Annotated in this window: 9 protein-coding genes; 8 read left to right on the forward strand and 1 reads right to left on the reverse strand. The window is 39.9% G+C overall.

Features of this window, described 5'->3' with window-relative positions; all coding sequences use genetic code 11:
• Nucleotides 1–11 precede the first annotated feature (11 nt).
• Complete coding sequence (locus J4N25_RS01440; protein ID WP_207420359.1) at nucleotides 12–926, forward strand: DUF5017 domain-containing protein; 915 nt, start codon at nucleotides 12–14, stop codon at nucleotides 924–926.
• Between the two features lie 71 nt (nucleotides 927–997).
• Here the strand turns inward: J4N25_RS01440 and J4N25_RS01445 are convergent, their stop codons facing one another.
• Entirely contained in the window at nucleotides 998–1426 is a 429-nt protein-coding gene (locus J4N25_RS01445; RefSeq protein ID WP_207420360.1) for a BLUF domain-containing protein, read from the reverse strand.
• Nucleotides 1427–1838: 412 nt separating this feature from the next.
• Here J4N25_RS01445 and J4N25_RS01450 point away from each other — a divergent pair, with 412 nt between their 5' ends.
• The 7 genes from J4N25_RS01450 to J4N25_RS01480 all read left to right on the forward strand — a co-directional run bounded on the left by J4N25_RS01450 (nucleotide 1839) and on the right by J4N25_RS01480 (nucleotide 18266).
• The gene (locus tag J4N25_RS01450) at nucleotides 1839–4820 is read left to right on the forward strand and encodes a right-handed parallel beta-helix repeat-containing protein (protein ID WP_207420361.1); all 2982 of its coding nucleotides are present in this window, start codon (nucleotides 1839–1841) and stop codon (nucleotides 4818–4820) included.
• Nucleotides 4821–4997: 177 nt separating this feature from the next.
• On the forward strand, nucleotides 4998–7982 hold the full coding sequence (locus J4N25_RS01455) for a SusC/RagA family TonB-linked outer membrane protein (protein WP_207420362.1): 2985 nt from the start codon (nucleotides 4998–5000) through the stop codon (nucleotides 7980–7982).
• Between the two features lie 19 nt (nucleotides 7983–8001).
• Nucleotides 8002–9594, forward strand: coding sequence for a RagB/SusD family nutrient uptake outer membrane protein (locus J4N25_RS01460; protein WP_207420363.1), 1593 nt, complete (start codon nucleotides 8002–8004; stop codon nucleotides 9592–9594).
• Nucleotides 9595–9598: 4 nt separating this feature from the next.
• Nucleotides 9599–10864: an SGNH/GDSL hydrolase family protein gene (locus J4N25_RS01465; RefSeq protein ID WP_207420364.1), complete on the forward strand. Its 1266-nt coding sequence runs from the start codon at nucleotides 9599–9601 to the stop codon at nucleotides 10862–10864.
• Nucleotides 10865–10880: 16 nt separating this feature from the next.
• Nucleotides 10881–12224: an alpha-L-fucosidase gene (locus J4N25_RS01470; protein WP_207420365.1), complete on the forward strand. Its 1344-nt coding sequence runs from the start codon at nucleotides 10881–10883 to the stop codon at nucleotides 12222–12224.
• 10 nt (nucleotides 12225–12234) lie between these two features.
• Nucleotides 12235–14004 (forward strand): hypothetical protein, encoded by a 1770-nt coding sequence (locus J4N25_RS01475; protein ID WP_207420366.1) that lies wholly within the window; start codon nucleotides 12235–12237, stop codon nucleotides 14002–14004.
• 203 nt (nucleotides 14005–14207) lie between these two features.
• A complete protein-coding gene (locus tag J4N25_RS01480) occupies nucleotides 14208–18266 on the forward strand; it encodes a hybrid sensor histidine kinase/response regulator transcription factor (RefSeq protein WP_207420367.1) in 4059 nt (1352 codons plus the stop codon).
• Nucleotides 18267–18331 lie beyond the last annotated feature (65 nt).

The raw sequence follows: 18331 nt of genomic DNA on the forward strand, positions 1-18331 counted from the left end.
CCTAAATTAAAATGATGCTAAAAAACATTAAAATAATACTTGTTGGCTCCATTGCCAGCTTGATACTTTCTTCTTGTGATAAAGATCTGTCTACCCCGGAGTTCGAGGTGTCAACAAGATCAACTACTTTCAAAAAAGGAGAACTGATAACGTTTAACATTTCAGGAAACCCTGACGTGATCCGCTTCTATTCAGGTGAGCAAGGTAAGAAATACGAATTCAGCCGCCGTGACAGTCTGAAGGGAAAGCTACTACTACAATTCTCCACCTTTGCTCAAAATTCAGGATCGCAAGAGAATTCTCTTAAAATACTTTATTCCACAGATTTTAAGGGCGCCTATAACATAGCGGGGGTTCAGGCGGCAACATGGAATGATGTAACGTCAAAAGCAATACTTTCAAACGGTACCGACAATGTACCTTCCGGTCAAATTGATCTAACTAATATAGTACCTGCAACTGGTCCCGTGTATTTTGCATTCAGGAAAAGAGACGAGCAAAGTGCAACTCAAAAACCCAGAGCATGGACTATTAGGTCCTTTCAATTAAACCTCCTTAATGAACAAGATAACTTTTCTTATCCTTTAACGGATTTGACAAATGCTGGCTGGACTGCAGTAGATGTTCTTAATTCTACATACCGATGGGCTATAAACCTAACCGCAACATCACCAGCACTAAGCATTGGAGGTGGGAATATTAATACAGCTGCTAATGAGGATTGGGTGATAACCAAAGTTCTATATCCGAATGCGATTAAACCAGATCCAGCAATACCTGTAAAAGGTGTGGATACTAAAGTAGAATCCTATTCATATTCCTTCGCAACCCCCGGGGTATATAAGCTGGCTTTTGTAGCATCAAACATGACACCTGACAAGCAAAAAGAGGTAGTAAAGGAACTTGAGCTAACGATAACAGATTAAAAGAGCCTTTTTTTAATTAATATATTGTTGATCCAAAGCCACTTTTCGAAGTGGCTTTTTTGTTTTAGAATTTAACGCAATAGATTAAACTCGGCCTTTTCATCTTTCTTTCCCCTTAGAAGATTAAAAAGGCTGACAAGATCAAAAGCACCGGGGCTTCCCGGTTTGTAGATATCTTTATATCCCGGTTCCTTAGCTATTTCTTCTGGGGATGGTGTTCTGAAGCTCATTGACCAGCCAGGAAACAACCGCCTTTCTATGTGTCCCTCTTTTAAAATTGACAAATTATGATGCCGTTTATCCTGCTTTATTTTTTCGAATACCGCTTTTATTAATATTTCATCTCCTTCCACCAATTGAAGGAATTTATTATCAAAATATACCAACATACCTGTAATGTTAGTTTCTTGATTGTGTCTTTGTGAACTTGTCAGAATAGATTTAAGAGAAGCATGATCCATGTTTCCTTTTGCCTGACTCCTATAAATGAGATAGTACATGATGGTTAGTCGATTGAAAGCTATTGAATTTCCCAAGGGGAAGTTATCATGTCTAACAAGGTTCTTTTCTGCCTGTTTTAAGATACCCTTATAAAATTTGATGAAATAAATGAACTGATTTTTTAAAATGAGGTTATAGTCTCATTTTCAAGAAATCAGCAACATCTGCTCAAGTTTCTGCAACCTTCACAATAGCTTGCAAAGCTGCATTTATACATTTTTGTTGCGGGCTCCATAGGTCCCAAAACAATACTAACCATTTAAACAGACTGAGAATATGAAAAAGGACCTTCACTTTCCTCTAAGCGGCCCTGCCATGCTCTACTTTATAAGTTTCTGGATCCAAAAGCAGATATAAGACATCCTGACAATATCAATCTCTTTACTACCCAATACTCTAATAATAAATTATATGAAAAACTTACTTTTACTCATTTCACTTCTATTTGTACTCTCCTCCAAAGCCCAAACTAAGTACTATGTCTCTTTAACAGGAAATGACCAATCTAACGATGGTAAAACGCCAGATTCCCCCTGGCAAACTATTGAAAAAGTTAATGAGATGATGGGCAGTTTTAACCCGGGAGACTCGGTGCTATTTAAACGGAATGAAGAATTCAAAGGGGAACTGGTGATCACTAAGTCAGGAACTTCGGGTGCTAGAATAAATTTCGGAAGTTATGGTAATGGCAATAAGGCTATAATAAATGGTGCTATACCTCTTACTACCTGGTCGGAGATGCCTGGAAATATTTGGGCAACTACTTACTCAGGTTCACTTACAACTTTAAATAATTTACTGGCTGCCGATGTTAGTCAGCAAATAGGACGATGGCCTAATCCGAATGCAACTAACACGGGTTATAACTCTGTAGATGCATTTGTAGGGAATACGCAGTTAACTGACGCGGCCTTAGCTGGTCAGAATTTTTCTGGCGCTACCGCGGTTGTTAGAGTGCGTCTATTCATCCTTAATAAGGCATCCATAATATCCCAATCAGGTTCTACACTTACATTTTCAGGTGTTGGTACTAACTATACCATGACAGCTGGGGATGGTTACTTCATTCAAAACCATATCTCTACCCTGGATCAGCAGGGAGAGTGGTGCTTCGATCCTGCTACCAAAAAAATTTACATCTATTCAACCACCGATCCAAATACTATTAAAACTGAGATACCCTTTAAAAACAATACTTTAAGTGGAAACAACATCAGCAACGTCAGTATAACCGATCTTAAGTTTATTAACGCCAACTCGTATGGAATTAAGATTGAGAACTCCAACGGGGTTAAAATTTCAAATTGCGAATTCTTCAACTCGCATAATGCAATCTATTTGAATACTATTCAAAACTCGGAGGTAGATCATAATACTATCAGGAATACCAATAATAACGCTATATGGATAGCAGGCAGCTTTTACAACTGTAACTACAATACTATTCTAAATACAGCGCTTCGTCCAGGTATGGGAGATCCAAATAATAACCAGTACAATGCTATTAATATGGTCGGAACGGATGCTTTGGTAAAAGGTAATCGCATCGATAAAGTTGGCTATTGTGGGATCAGATTTGAGGGAAGCCGATTAACTTTACAAAACAATGTTATTAATGAGTTTGCACTAACCAAAGCAGACGTGGGTGGGATATATTCGTTCAAAGGTTTTGCACCAGTAGGTTACGGATATGGCAATAATGTTATTACAGGGAACATTATAAGCAATGGCAAACCTAATCTCTATGGAACAAGGGCCATACCTGTAAATACAAATTATGCTGTCGGTATTTATCTGGATCAAAGCACATTGAACAATACAGTGGCAAGCAATACTGTATATAACTGTAACAGTGCCGGTTTTATGATAAACGAAGGGGCTAACAATCATGTAGTCCGCGACAATGTATTCTATAATAACATGTTTGGCTTTGCATATTTCCCTACTTCCACCAGCGCAAAGAATTTAACAGTGAAAAATAATATATGGTTCAGTAAGCACCCCTCGCAAATTCCCGGGATGTCGCAGGCTACAAACCTGGATTATATGAAAAACTTTGGCAATATAGACAGCAATTATTATGCTCAACCTTTTGAGCCAGACAGTACACTAATTCAAACTAATGAAAATTATTCGACCAGGATCAATAAGGTTTACTCGTTACAAGATTGGAGGAAGCTAGGTTATGATATAAATTCATATCTTTCGGTTTATAAGATTGCGCCTTACTCGATCACAAGCTCAGGCTCGAATACGATTACAAATAGTGCTTTCGGAACCGGAATTACCGGTTGGACTTTAACTCCCTCAAGCGGTAACTTTACTCCCGTTTATGACAATAATAATGTTTTAGACGGCGGCAGCCTGAAACTGACAACAGTAGGAGCCACCGGCCCAAATACATCCAGAGTAGCAACGGCTATTGGGAATGTGGAATATGGCAAATTCTACCAGGTTACATTTTCAATAAAGGGAACTACTGATACCTCGAGGTTAAAGGTTACACTTTTTGCAGGGCAACCGGTTGCAAAGTACCGTTACGTGAAAACAAGTATACAACGGAAGGAGGTGACACTTACTTTCACTCCTGTAGCCAGTATTAATAATGTCACACTGCAATTAACCCTTAATGATCCAGGCAACCAGATATGGATTGATAATGTCATGTTTAAACCTTTAACCACAATCAACACTGATCCTGATGATCATTTGGTATTTCATGTAAACGATGAAGCTAATTCTAAACTTATAAATCTTGGAGCTACCGCGTATCAGGATGCAAAAGGAAACGGATATACTGGAACTATTTCTCTTCCGCCATATTCATCAATAGTACTAATAAAATCAAATACTGTTCTTCCTCTCAGGATGACCAAGTTTTACGGCTCGGCCAACGGATGTGATGCGAATCTTAACTGGACTACGGAAAATGTGCAAAGAGTTGAAGGGTTTGAGGTGGAGAGCAGTAACAATGGGAAGGATTTTCGTAGATTGAGCTTTATCAATGCGAACAAGACGGGAACATATGATATACTGTTGAATCAGGTAGACAACAGATCTTACTACAGATTAAAGATAATTGATTCAGACGGAACTAGTCGCTTCAGTGAGGTTATTAACATCCAGACAGTTTGTAAAAGACAAGGACTAACAATTTATCCTAATCCCGTTAAGTCAGAAGCTGTTGCTGTGATTCCACCTCCTGTTGGTTCCAAAGTACTTTATAAGATCCTGAACTCAGCTGGCCAGGTTTTGGTAGCTAAGGAAATAAACCTGACAAAGGGCACCAATTTTTTTAATCTGGATACTTCAACATTACAAACAGGTCATTATGTATTCTTCGTTCAGCAGCCTGGGAGTTCCGGTCTCTCTACATCGTTTATAAAGCATTAAGTTCAATTTTGACCTGCAAACTCAGCAAGACCCACTAGAAAGTTTTAAATATCGCTTTCTGCATCAATAAGAAAGGTATTTGCAACATTCGCATAAGGAAAAACACTGCAGGAGAGCTTAATTTTACACCATAGATCTCAGCTGGGTCTTTACATTAACCAAGTAAACTAACGAATTATGTCAGGTAAAATAAGTGTGATAGCGTTATCCGTCTTATGTACACTATCCGGAATAACGGCTGCAATAGCAATGCCTAACAGTGTTCCTATTGGCTCTGTGAACACAAAACAAATTGGAATTACGGGCAAAATAACAGACAAAAAAGGTGAGCCTCTGATAGGGGTTACTATAAAAGAAAAAGGAAGCAAAACCGGTGCAAGTACAGATGTAAACGGCAACTTCAAATTGCAAGTATCTTCTGCAAGCAGTATACTGGTGATCTCTTATATAGGCTATAAAACTCTTGAATATCCGTTAAATAGCCGCACAACGCTAAGTATTATTCTAGATGAGGATTCTAAATCCCTCGACGAGGTAGTTGTGGTAGGATACGGAACTCAGAAAAAGAGCGATTTTACGGGTGCGGTTTCATCTGTTACCTCAAAAACTATCTCAGAAACTCCTGTGGCGTCGGCGGCACAAGCTATCCAGGGAAGGGTTGCAGGGGTAGACGTAACTAATAACAGTGGACGCCCGGGAGATGCAGCCACCATTAGGATTCGTGGGAACCGGTCTATAACAGCGGGCAATAATCCTCTCTACGTGATTGATGGTATTCCAATGTCGGGGAGTATAAATACTGTAAACCCTGCGGATATCGAATCTATGGAAATTCTTAAAGACGCATCAGCAACTGCTATCTATGGTTCAAGAGGAGCCAATGGCGTAATATTGATCACTACAAAAAGAGGTACGGGAGACCGCCCCGTTATCAGCTATGACCCATATTATGGTTTTACCGACAGGATCGGATCGATCAATATGCTGAGCGCCAATGAATATGCCTCTTACCGTCAATCAACGGGTGCGAGCCTGGAGCCCTATCAACAAACTGCTCTTAATGAGAACTTTTCAACCGATTGGCAAAGTCCATTATTTCAGCAGGGTTATCGACAGAACCATCCAGTTAGTGTAAGGGGTGCATCAGGAAAAACGAAATATCTTGTTTCCGGGGAGTATTTCAACGAGAAGGGTGTGGTAAAGAAATCTGATTATACAAGGTACGGGTTTCGCGCTAACCTGGATCAGGAAGTTGGGAAAAAAGTAAAACTAGGCGTATCTTCATTCCTTTCTTATGCCGTTCAAAATTACGGTATCATTCCTAATAATGTATATCTCCAAAATGTACTTATCCTAGATCCATTAAGTAACCCTTTTAATGTTGACGGTACTGTTAACGTTGCACCTGATAACCAAACAATTAAAAAGAACCCCTATACAGACCTTAACAGCGTTACGGCCGACCGGAGAAAAAGCTACCGGGTATTTGCCAGTGCTTACGGTGAGTACCAGATCGCCAAAGGGCTTAGTTATCGACTTAATGCAGGTGTGGATAATACCAACAACAAAAATGGTACATATAATAGCGTCTTAAGCAATAACAATGGGCTTGCAACGGCAGGAATCAGTAATGGATCAGCTCTGGCATACACCGTTGAAAATCTTCTGAATTTCAAAAGGGATTTAAATGGGCATTCAATAAGCGCTACAGGCCTGTTTTCTATTCAAAGCGATTTCAACGAAACATCAAGCACATCGGGCAGAGGAATACCTTACGACAGCCAGTTGTATCATAATATAGGTACTGCAACGGAAATTTCAGCGGTAGCTAGTGACTACTCAAAAACCTCTTTGATGTCTTATATGGGCCGTCTTAATTATAGTTATAAAAGTCGCTACCTCGCAACTCTCACAATGAGGGCGGATGGCTCCTCGAGATTAGCTCCCGGAAGAAAATGGGGATATTTTCCTTCCGTAGCATTGGGTTGGAGACTTATTGAGGAACCATTTTTGAAAGATATTACATTGATATCAGAACTAAAGCTTCGTGGAAGCTATGGTGTTAGTGGGAATACAGGGATCAACCCGTATTCAACACAAGGTTCCCTGTCAAAAACAGTTTATGCCTGGGATGAGAATGCCGGCTATGGTTACTCTCCATCAGCCCTGGCTAATGGAAGTTTAAGCTGGGAAAAAACAGCAAGTTCAAATATAGGCCTTGATTTTGGCTTTCTAAAGAACCGCATTAGCGGTAGTGTAGAGGTTTATGAGCAAAACACATCCGACCTTTTACTAAATCGTGCGATTCCGGCATGGACCGGATTCAGCAGTGTTCTAGAAAATGTTGGTAAGACCAGGAACCGGGGGATAGAGCTAAGTGTTTCAGGAACTCCGGTGTCGGGAAAATATTTCAGATGGAGCATTGATGCAAACGCCTATGCAAACCGCGAGTCTATCATTGCCCTTAACAGTGGTATTACAAATGACATTGGTAACGGATGGTTTACTGGTAAGCCTATTAAAGTATGGTACGACTACCAAAAGAACGGAATTTGGCAAAGTTCAGAAGTAGAAACGGCAAAAAAATATAATGCTGTTCCAGGAGATGTAAAACTTGTTGACCTCAATAATGATGAAAAGATAAATGCTGATTTTGACCGAAAAATTGTAGGAAACCCTCGGCCAAAATGGGGTGGAGGTGTAACCAACAGGTTTAGCTATCGAGGTGCAGACCTTTCCTTTTTTGTCTATATCCGTCAGGGGCAAACCATTTACAGTCAAATTCATGAAAGGCTGAATACCGGTTTCTATATGTATAACAACTTGAATGTAAACTATTGGACTCCTCAGAACAATTCGAATGAATTTCCTAGACCAACAGTTTCTGGAACTACAGGCATAAAACCTCCACTGTATTATTTCGATGGTTCTTTTATTCGCCTTCAAAATGTTTCCTTGGGATACAGTTTACCAAAATCCATAATCGGTAAATCCTCCATTAGCAACGCGCGGATCTATGTAACCGGTAATAACCTTTGGACAATAATGAATAAGAAAATCCCTGGATACGATCTCGATCCAGAAACGTCCACTGGAGAAATAACACTTGACAATGTTTTATCTACACGGCTTATCATGCTTGGTTTAAACCTTACTTTTTAACCAGTTAAAGGAATTAATTATGAAATTTTCAAAAATCATTATAGCACTGGCGATAACAGCTGTTACAGGCGTTTCCTGTAATAATTACCTGGACGAAGAAATAGTCAGCGGAGCTACCTCCGGGTCATATATCGTTGATGCCAATGGATTAACCGGAGTTGTAAACGCGGCTTATGCACCTTTGAGAACCTATTATGGACAAGAATTAGGATTTGTTCTTACTGAATTTGGTGTTGATACTTATACTCACGGTCGTGATGGCTCGTTCATAGATGTTAATCAATATAACCCTGGTTTATCCCCAAGTTTATCAATTCTAAGTACACTCTGGACCAATTTTTACAAAGGGATAGGTACCTGTAATACAGCAATTGACCTGGCCCCAACTATTGGCAATATTTCGGAGCAAATCAGAGCTCAGAGAATAGCAGAAGCGCGCTATCTGCGAGCACTTTACTACTTTGTACTTGTTCAAACCTTTGGTGATATACCATTAACCCTCACCGAAGTGAAAGAAGTTCAGACAGAAACAACCAGGACAAGCGCGGAAAAAATATATACTGATGCAATCCTTCCAGATCTGGAATTTGCCGTAACTAATCTTCCTCGTACGCAAAGTGATTATGGACGCGCAACACAAGCAGCTGCCAAAATGCTCCTAGCACGGGTACATATGGTTAGAAAAAATTGGGCTGAAGTCGAAAAATTATCTGATAGCGTTATCAAAGACTACAATTTCTCTTTACTTGATTCTTATGGATCGATCTTCGATATAAATAATCAGAAAAACCCTGAGGTGATCTGGGCGGTGAACTACAACTCCACTGCATTATTGAATGGAACCGGGAATCAGAGTCACCTGTATTTTATAATGGTTTACGATGGTGAAAAAGGCATGCAGAGGGATATTCTAAACGGTCGCCCTTTTAATCGTTTTAAGCTAACTCCATACGGTAATTCCCTTTTTGATAATAAGGCTGATAAACGTTATATCGAAGGTTTCCAGCGTGTGTATTACTCCAATAACAGAACTACCGCTCCGGCAGGTATGAATCAAGGTGATACGGCAGTATTTATCACTACCGACGTGATTCCGGCCAATGTGAGAGCAGCAAAAAAATACGCGATCTACGACCTTAATGATATCAACTCACAAACCGTCAGAACAAAATTCCTAACTAATATAAAATTCCTTGATCCTAAAAGAACTAGTGTAACCGCGGTGGAAGGTTCTAAAGATTTCATTGTTTTCAGGATAGCAGAAGCTTACCTCAACTTGGCAGAGGCCCAGCTAATGCAGAACAAGCCTGGCGATGCCACCACAACGATAAATGTACTTCGTAAAAAAAGGTCTATGCCAGGTTTTGACCTTAGTATAGCGTCGTCGCAAATGAACCTGGATTTCATACTGGATGAAAGAGGCAGAGAGCTTTACGGAGAAATGCAAAGATGGTTTGATCTGAAAAGAACAGGTACATTATTGGAAAGGGTTAAGAAATACAATCCAGATGCGGCTGCCGGCATAAAAGATTATCATTTACTACGACCGATCCCACAAAGCGAGATAGACCGGTCGAGCAATAAGGTAAACCAGAATTTAGGATACAACTAATAAGATGAGACTTAAATTTATAACGCTTCTGGTGCTCTTAGGAGCAACATGTTCGGTTGCGCAAACCTTGGGTAACAAAGCCATGCCGGATTTTACAATTAGAAAAGGTCTGCCAAATTTTTATAAAAAATTATTAGAAGGTAAACCAGTAACTGTGGCCTATTTAGGAGGAAGTATTACAGAAGCGGCCAATGGTTGGAGGGATCAGTCTGCGCATATTCTCCAGCAAAAATTTCCGGATCCAAAGATAACTACCGTTAACGCAGGAATTGGTGGCACAGGCTCAGACCTGGGGGTTTTCCGCCTGGAAGCACAAGTGATTAAGGAAAGACCTGATTTAGTGTTTGTTGAATTTGCAGTGAACGATATTTCCAAGCCGGCTAACTTGATCCATAAAGCGATGGAGGGCATCGTGAGACAGATATGGAAAGCCGATTCTAAAACAGATATCTGCTTTGTGTACACCATCACCGGCGATATGGCCGCGGATATTGAAAACGGGAAAATACCGCAGTCAACAGCGGCAATGGAACAAATAGCAGAGCATTATGGAATCCCTACTGTAAGCATGGGCTTAAAGGTTGTTCAGCTTGCTACAGAAGGCAAACTTGTTTACAAGGGCAGCAAAAAAGACTATCCTGACAAAATAGTCTTTTCGGCCGACAATGTTCATCCATTTCCGGAAACAGGGCAGAGGCTTTATGCAGAAGCATTAGCAACTGCCCTAGACAGTATATTTATCCATTCTGAGAAACTAACTGCAAATAGGCTTGTGAAACCTTTTATAAGGGATAATTGGGAAGCAGCTAAAATGATCTCTGTTGCCGAGGCGAATAGGACTGGAAATTGGGTGAAGGTTATGTCAAATGATCCGGAGTTGCAAAGAGTATTTAAAAAACCCTTTACGGAATTCATTAAGTCAAATGAAGCCGGATCAACAATATCATTCAAATTTAAAGGACAAGTGGCAGGTCTTTATGATGTTGTAGGGCCGGGCTGCGGGCAATATGAAGTTAAATTAGATGACAAAGATTTGGCAGCAGTCCCCAGGTTTGATAGCTATTCAACCTATTACCGACCTCAATACTTCCTTAAACAAGATTTAGATAAACGCCTTCATACCATGACGTTCACTGTTTCAAGCAACCAACTAGACAAGAAGAGTATTCTGAAACAGAGAAACAACCAGACGATGGATGTGGAATCGAGATATAGTGAAAATGCATGTTATGCTGGATACATTATGCTTATTGGAGAAATTAAAAAGTAATGAAACAAGGCAGGATATGATGAGAAAGATTCTCCTTACATGTTTCTATCTGCTTTTTTCAATTCAGCTTTACAGCCAACAGCGGGGAAATAAGCCGGAAAGGGAAAAATGGTTTAGTAGCTTGGGCTTTGGGTTGTTCATACATTGGAGTATCGATTCACAAATTGGAGCTGTGATCAGTCACTCGCTAGCTGGGGCAAGTCCTGATTTCCGAAAACGTTTTTTCAACGAACTACCGAAGACTTTCAATCCCTTACGATTTAATCCTGATGAATGGGCCTCATTGGCTAAGTTGGCAGGAATGCGATACGTTGTATTTACGGCAAAGCATCATTCAGGTTTTTGCATGTTTAAAACTAATTCAACAACCTTTAATATCGCAAATACTCCTTATTCGCATGATATTACAAAGGAGGTTATTACAGCCTTCAGGAAACAAGGGATAGCAATTGGATTATATTTCTCACCCGAAGACTTTTATTATCTACATCAAACAGATGTTCCGATCGGACGTCTTCAAAACCCTTTACATTATCCAGCGCAAAATGTTGGATTAATGAAATATGACAAAATCCAACTAAAGGAGTTGTTAAGTAATTATGGGAAGATCGACATCATTTTTTTAGATGGTCCGGCAGAAGGTTTAAAAGAATATTGCTGGGAACTGCAACCGGATATTGTTGTAACGAGAGGTCATATAACAACTCCCGAGCAAAAAGTGCCTGATACTTCGATTCCATCCCCCTGGGAGAGCTGCCTGACTATGGGCACAGACTGGCAATACAAGCCCACAAACGATCTGTTTAAGTCAGGTACCGAATTAATAAATACATTAATAGAAACACGCGCAAAAGGGGGTAACCTTTTATTGAATATAGGACCAAAACCAAATGGTACGATCAGAGAGGAGGAGGAATCTAGGTTAAGGGAGCTAGCGCTATGGAACTTTGCTAATAGCGAGGCTATTCATGGTGTAACTTCTGCTCCTACATTGAAAGATGGTAATATTTGGTATAGCTGCTCTCCAAACGGTAAAACTATTTACGCCTACATTACCAAAAATATTTGGCAATATGGGGAAAGAAAGGAAATTGTTTTCCCCTCAATTACTGGTAATGAAAATACCACAGTTAGTATTTTGGGATACGAAAGCAATTTTGTAGAATACCGGCAAAACTTTGATGCCTCGATCAAGATACAAACGGGCCCCCTTGGCCTTATTGTAAGCGCAGTGAATGGGCAGCGATTCTATACCAATAACAAATGGCCAAATCCGCTTGTGTTTAAAATCTCTGGCGCCCATTTCAGGAAACAGCCTTCTTCCAAAGTAAATAAATCATCGCTCGACGGAGCTCAATAAATGATATAAAATGAAAACACACTTATATAAACGCTTAGTTCTGATCTTAATTCTGTTTCTTCCCGCACTAGCAAATGGACAGAATAATAACTACTACGTCCTTGACATGGTCCACCACAATCCGGGTGAACCGTCAACAAAAAGTGCTTTCACAGATCCATCTTTCCTAAAGGAGAAGGGTTATAACGGACAAGTAGTTAACGACTTTACTTTTGCCCATGCCGCTCTTACCTTTGACAAGCTTAGTAAAGAAATATTCCCTGACGGCTCGGAAGAAAGGAAATGGGTTGAGCAAGCTGCTAAGAAGGTAAAAGAAAATATCGCAGAGGCTCACGCAGCAGGAATAAAGATATATTACTTCACAGACATTATAGTTCTTCCAAAAAGGCTAGTAGACATCTATAAGGATGAGATCACGGATAAGGATGGAAAAATCTCCTTTGAGCGGCCTAAGACAGTAGAAATTCACAGAATGATGTTGAATGAGCTTTTTGATACCTTTCCTGACCTTGATGGCCTTGTAATCAGAACAGGTGAAACATACCTAAACAACGTACCCCATCACACTGGCAACGGACCTATTACAAACGGACCTGCAAGTCATGTAAAACTAATCAATCTTCTACGTGATGAAGTTTGTGTTAAACGCAACAAAATGCTTTTTTATCGCACGTGGTCGTTTGGCGGAATGCACGAGCAGCCAGACTATTACCTTAAAGTTACAGACCAAATACAGCCTCATCCCAATCTTGTGTTTGCTATTAAACATACGAAGGGGGATTACCAGAGAACCTTCGATTTTAATCCAACTCTCACTTTAGGTAAACACCCACAAATTATTGAGGTTCAATGCCAGAGAGAATATGAAGGAAAGGGCGCTTATCCCGACTACGTGATGGAGGGGGTGATAAATGGATTTGAAGAATATTCTATGAACAAACCACAACCGGGATACAAGAGCCTTAAAGAAATTAAGTCCAGCCCCAATTTCCGGGGCGTTTGGTCATGGTCTCGAGGCGGAGGCTGGGTCGGACCCTACATCACCAACGAATTTTGGTGCAGGCTTAATGCTCTAGTGATTAGCAAATGGGCATTAGATCCTAAGCAGTCAGAAGAAGAAGTATTCAATAAGGTGATCACAGAAATGGGAATTCAAGGGAAGTCGCGTGAAAGGTTTCGTGAACTTGCTTTACTATCGGCAAAAGCTGTCATCAGAGGCCATTCGAGTGTAAAGTACCCTTTTCAGAACAGCTGGACGTGGTGGATGCGCGATGAATTCCTATCTGGAACGGACCCCAATTATAACCCGCGGCAATTCTCCTCGGAAGGGCTACTTTATAAGGCATTTACACAGTACTATAAAGATGGTATACTTCATGGAGCCGTCCAGGAGAAGTATGAGGCGGTAGAGCTCTGGAAAAATATAGAAAAGCTTAGTCGTGGCATCAAAATGAAGGACAAGGAAGACGAATCTTATGTAAGGGTTTCATCAACCTATGGAATGCTGTTACATCAGATCATAGCTGAAGGCTGGAAAATCATGGCTTTAGGTTTTGAAGGAGATAAAACCGGCAAATACGACATAAAAGAAATGCACCAGGCATTATTGAATTATGATAAATACTGGAAACTTTACAAGAATTTCAAGGAGACAAACCCATCGTCTGCAACACTTTACAAACCTTACTCATTTGAGTACATAGCCCCGACCTATCATGCTGAAAAGGGAATGGGTGCTTCAGTAAATTACTACAGGAAAATTATAGCAGATAAGCAATAAATGGAACATAGAAAACAGAAATTGAAGAACTATACAGTCCTAACAGTAACTTATCTATTCCTGACCATCCTGTTGTTATTTATGCTGTACACATTTATCTGACAAAAAAGATACTTTTAGCACAGAAACGGATAACTTGAATTAAAGAAGCCAAACCCGTTATTTAATAGGAAGAAAGTATATTAATAACCAACCAGTTTAGGATGTCAGTTAAAGGATTTTTATTTATCTTCTTGTACGTAGCCGTTCTTACCTTTAAGGAGGCTGGCGCTCAGGAAGAAAAAGCAATAATAAGTCCTGGCGTACGCTTCGATCATTATTTCAGTAACGAGGGACTGCCAGACAACCGGGTGCGCAATCTTTTCCAGGACAGCAGAGGATATTTGTGGGTTGGAACAATGAATGGGCTTTGCCGTTTTGATGGTTATTCGTTTAGGAAATTTTACAAAAACAAGGCGCCAAAAGCTATTACCACAAGTTGGGCTTATTCTATTACTGAGGATGATAACAGTGATTTGTATATTGGTTCGAGGTACGGATTAAGCAAGTTTGTAAGGAACACAGAACAATTTTTTGAGATAAATGTGCCGGGATCAAGCACAGACGTTGTTTCTGCTCTCCTTTTTCATGATAGAAAGCTATGGATTGGAACCTCAAAAGGCCTGTCCCTGTATGATCCTAACACAAGGAAAACTAAAACTTTAAGCTCTTTTCCATTCAAAAATGGAGTGAAAAAAATAATACAGTCCTGGGGCGACTGCCTATGGTTAGCGTGCGACCAGGGCGTAGTTCGTTTCAATACCAAAACGCTTGCCTTCCAACTATTTGACATAGATATCAAACCAAACCCTTATGGAGACAGGATCTGGTCTTTGTACGAGGATCAGAGGTCGCTATATATTGGAACCGGTGGAGATGGAATTATTAAACTGGAGTTCGATGCCGAGCAAAATAAATACACCGATTTTAATCGTTTTGAGCAGCTTTTAACAAACGGTTCGGAGCTTAGGAACCTTCAGGTTTTCGATATTGTTAAATGGCGTAATGGAGAACTTTGGCTTGCTACTGAAGATGGACTGGCCAGGATAAGGAGCTTGAATAAAAAAACGAGTTTAGAATTTTTCAGAAATAACCCACTTGACAAGAATAGCATCAGCAATAATATAATTTACAGGCTGCTAATTGACCGTACAGGTGTACTTTGGTGTGGCACAGAACTCGGGTTAAATAAATCAGATCTAAATCTCCTCGCATTTCAGTATTATGCGTTCAAGGGAATAGGCATTGCTGATCAGGTAAGGGCTATTGCATCTGAAGATGGAATAAATATTTACCTCGGTACGGCTAGTTCAGGGCTTTATAAATACAATACAAGTTCTGGCCAAACATCGCTTCTTAAACTTGGTGATGAACACCTTTCCTATAATGCTTATCGCTCACTAAATTTTAATAACGGAAATCTTTGGGCGGGAACTCTAGGGGGAACCATGAAAATTACTGCTATTAATACAACCAGCAGTATAAAAAACCTTAATGCACAGGCGAGTTTTGCTACCCTAACGGATTCCAGAGGCAATTTATGGATTGGAACCAATAAGGGATTACTTAAATACGACGCCCAAGGAAACAAAGTAGAATTGAAGGGAAGACACAATATTCCGACGCTTATAAAAAATGGTTTTGTGAGGCAGATCTACGAAGATAAGAAGGGGAATTTGTGGCTGGGCTTTGAGAATGGAGGTTTAATAGTACTCGACCCGCAATCTGGATCGTATTTCCATTTCAATGCCAGGACACCGGAGCATGAATTGCTTGGCTCTAATGTCTTAGCAATTGCGGAAGCCCCCGCAAATGTTTTTTGGGTTGGAACTGAATCAGGACTCAACAGAATCACTTTAAAAAGCAACAGGATTTCTGATTATACAGTTAAAAGGTATACTGATGCCGAGGGGTTACCTGATAAATCTATTATCGGCATCTTGAATTCTGGAGATGGTCTTTTGTGGATATCAACGATCAAGGGCCTGAGCAGATTTGACATTCTTAAGGAAACGTTTCAAACCTATTTGTCAAATGTAAATTTTAGTATCGGAAGTTGTTATAAAGTTTCACCTGACAAATTGCTTTTCGGTACAAGCAATGGCTTTATTTCATTTAACCCCAGTCTGATTCCAAAGGCACAAAATCCACCGACGGTTGCACTATCTGAATTAAAACTCTTCAATCAACCTGTTGAGATTGGTCAGGAGTTCAATAAAGATATCATCCTTAAACAAAGTATCTCATCTACCCAAGAAATTAAGCTGAACTACCATAACAACGTGTTCACCATAGGCTTTACAGCATTACATTTTTCAAATCCTGATAAAAACAAATACTCTTATAAAATGGAGGGATTTGACAAGAACTGGATCGAAGCAGATGCAGCGTCGCGCAATGCAACTTACACAAACCTCGATGCTGGAACATACTATTTTAAAGTAAGAGCCTCAAACTACATGAATAATTGGAGTAGAAGTGCGGCAGTACTGAAGGTAACTGTTCTTCCACCGCCTTGGAAAACCTGGTGGGCTATTGTGCTTTATATTACTCTTTTTAATATACTGCTTTACATTCTGATCAAATATGTTTTGATTCAATCCCGGCAGCGTCAGGAGATCGAGTACCAAAAAATCGAAAAGGAACAATTGAAGCGATTGAACGAAATGAAAGTTAACTTCTTCACAAACATTTCTCATGAATTCAGGACCCCGCTAACCTTGATCTCGGCACCGGTAGAGGAACTGATGGGTAACGCGAGTCTAGGTAAGGAGGAAAAACAAAAGGTGAGCTTTATTTATAGAAACTGCAAGAAATTACTTTTGTTGCTCGATGAATTGATGACCTTTCAGAAGGCAGAGCAAGGAATGCTTAAACTCAAGGCCGTTCCTATGGACATCACCGGATTCCTTCATGCAATCTTCGTAAATTTTCAACCTCTGGCGGAACGGAACAAGATCAATTTGAAACTGGAGAATGTTGTTGGGAAAAAAATAATGGCATTTGATCCAGGAAAGCTTGAAATGGTATTAAATAACTTGATCTCTAATGCATTTAAATTCACACCAGAAGGAGGAGAGATCTCCATAATTGTTGCTTTGGACCAGGATGAGTTGACTGAAGTTCCACAATTGTCAATAACGGTGGAGGACAATGGAAAAGGAATTCCTGGCAGCGACTTACCTTATATTTTCGAACGTTTTTATTCTGAGCACAATAAACAGGGAACGGGTGTGGGATTAGCACTAACGAGAAACCTTGTAGAGTTGCATAACGGTACGATTAAAGTTGACAGTATTCCGGGAAAAGGCACAAGCTTTAAAATCGTACTTCCTTGCAAAAACGATAACCAGCAGAGTTCTTGTCCGGGAAGTATTCTTCAGGAATTTGCGCCTATGACAATAGATAGTAAGGAGGTAATGTTTATTGCGAAGTCTGAAAATCAGAAGAAAACTAAGCTTTTGATCGTAGAGGATAATAAGGAGATTTTAGATTATCTGGAGATGCTCTTTGAATCACAATATTCCGTGGCCCGGGCAATGAATGGATTGGAGGCTTTGGAAATAATTAAGGAGAATGAACCTGAACTGATTATTAGCGATATGATGATGCCGCTAATGGATGGAAAAGAACTTTGCAAACAAATAAAATCAGATCTTAACACTAGTCATATTCCATTTATTCTCCTTACCGCGAAAACGACTGATGATGACAAGTTACAAGGTTTACAAACTGGTGCAGACGACTATATCGCAAAGCCCTTCCATCCAGAAATTTTAAAGGTTAAGGCGGAAAATCTTATAGAATCTAAGCGCCGTCTGATTGAAAAATATAGGGGAGATGGAGTAATAATTCCTAAAGATATAGCAAAGAATCCCCTTGACGAACAATTCCTTCAAAAGGTTCTTGACACAATTAACGCTAACCTGGCCAATGATGAGTTTTCTGTAGAAGACCTTGGAGCTGCAGTATTTATGAGCCGCAGTCATTTGTTTAGAAAACTAAAGGCAATAACAGGTCAAACGCCCATAGAATTAATTTATCAGGTGAGGATCAAGCATTCCATGGATTTGCTATTGCAGAGAAAATTATCCATATCAGAAATAGCCTATGAAGTAGGCTTCAAAAATCCGTCTTCATTCACCTCATCTTTTAAGAAACAATACGGGAAATCACCGAAGGAATACTTAGGTGATGTAATTAAAGAGCAACAAGCGGAATAAATGCACTTTGGTCATCTGAAAACAGTTCCTGCAACATTTCCAACAGCCAGAGAGCTCAATGAAAA

It is taken from the genome of Desertivirga brevis, from assembly GCF_017355835.1.

Coding starts and splice junctions, on each gene's coding strand:
- J4N25_RS01475 (WP_207420366.1), top strand. CDS start 12,235: ATGAAAACACACTTATATAAACGCTTAGTTCTGATCTTAATTCTGTTT.
- J4N25_RS01440 (WP_207420359.1), top strand. CDS start 12: ATGATGCTAAAAAACATTAAAATAATACTTGTTGGCTCCATTGCCAGC.
- J4N25_RS01450 (WP_207420361.1), top strand. CDS start 1,839: ATGAAAAACTTACTTTTACTCATTTCACTTCTATTTGTACTCTCCTCC.
- J4N25_RS01465 (WP_207420364.1), top strand. CDS start 9,599: ATGAGACTTAAATTTATAACGCTTCTGGTGCTCTTAGGAGCAACATGT.
- J4N25_RS01455 (WP_207420362.1), top strand. CDS start 4,998: ATGTCAGGTAAAATAAGTGTGATAGCGTTATCCGTCTTATGTACACTA.
- J4N25_RS01460 (WP_207420363.1), top strand. CDS start 8,002: ATGAAATTTTCAAAAATCATTATAGCACTGGCGATAACAGCTGTTACA.
- J4N25_RS01470 (WP_207420365.1), top strand. CDS start 10,881: ATGATGAGAAAGATTCTCCTTACATGTTTCTATCTGCTTTTTTCAATT.
- J4N25_RS01445 (WP_207420360.1), bottom strand. CDS start 1,426: ATGTACTATCTCATTTATAGGAGTCAGGCAAAAGGAAACATGGATCAT.
- J4N25_RS01480 (WP_207420367.1), top strand. CDS start 14,208: ATGTCAGTTAAAGGATTTTTATTTATCTTCTTGTACGTAGCCGTTCTT.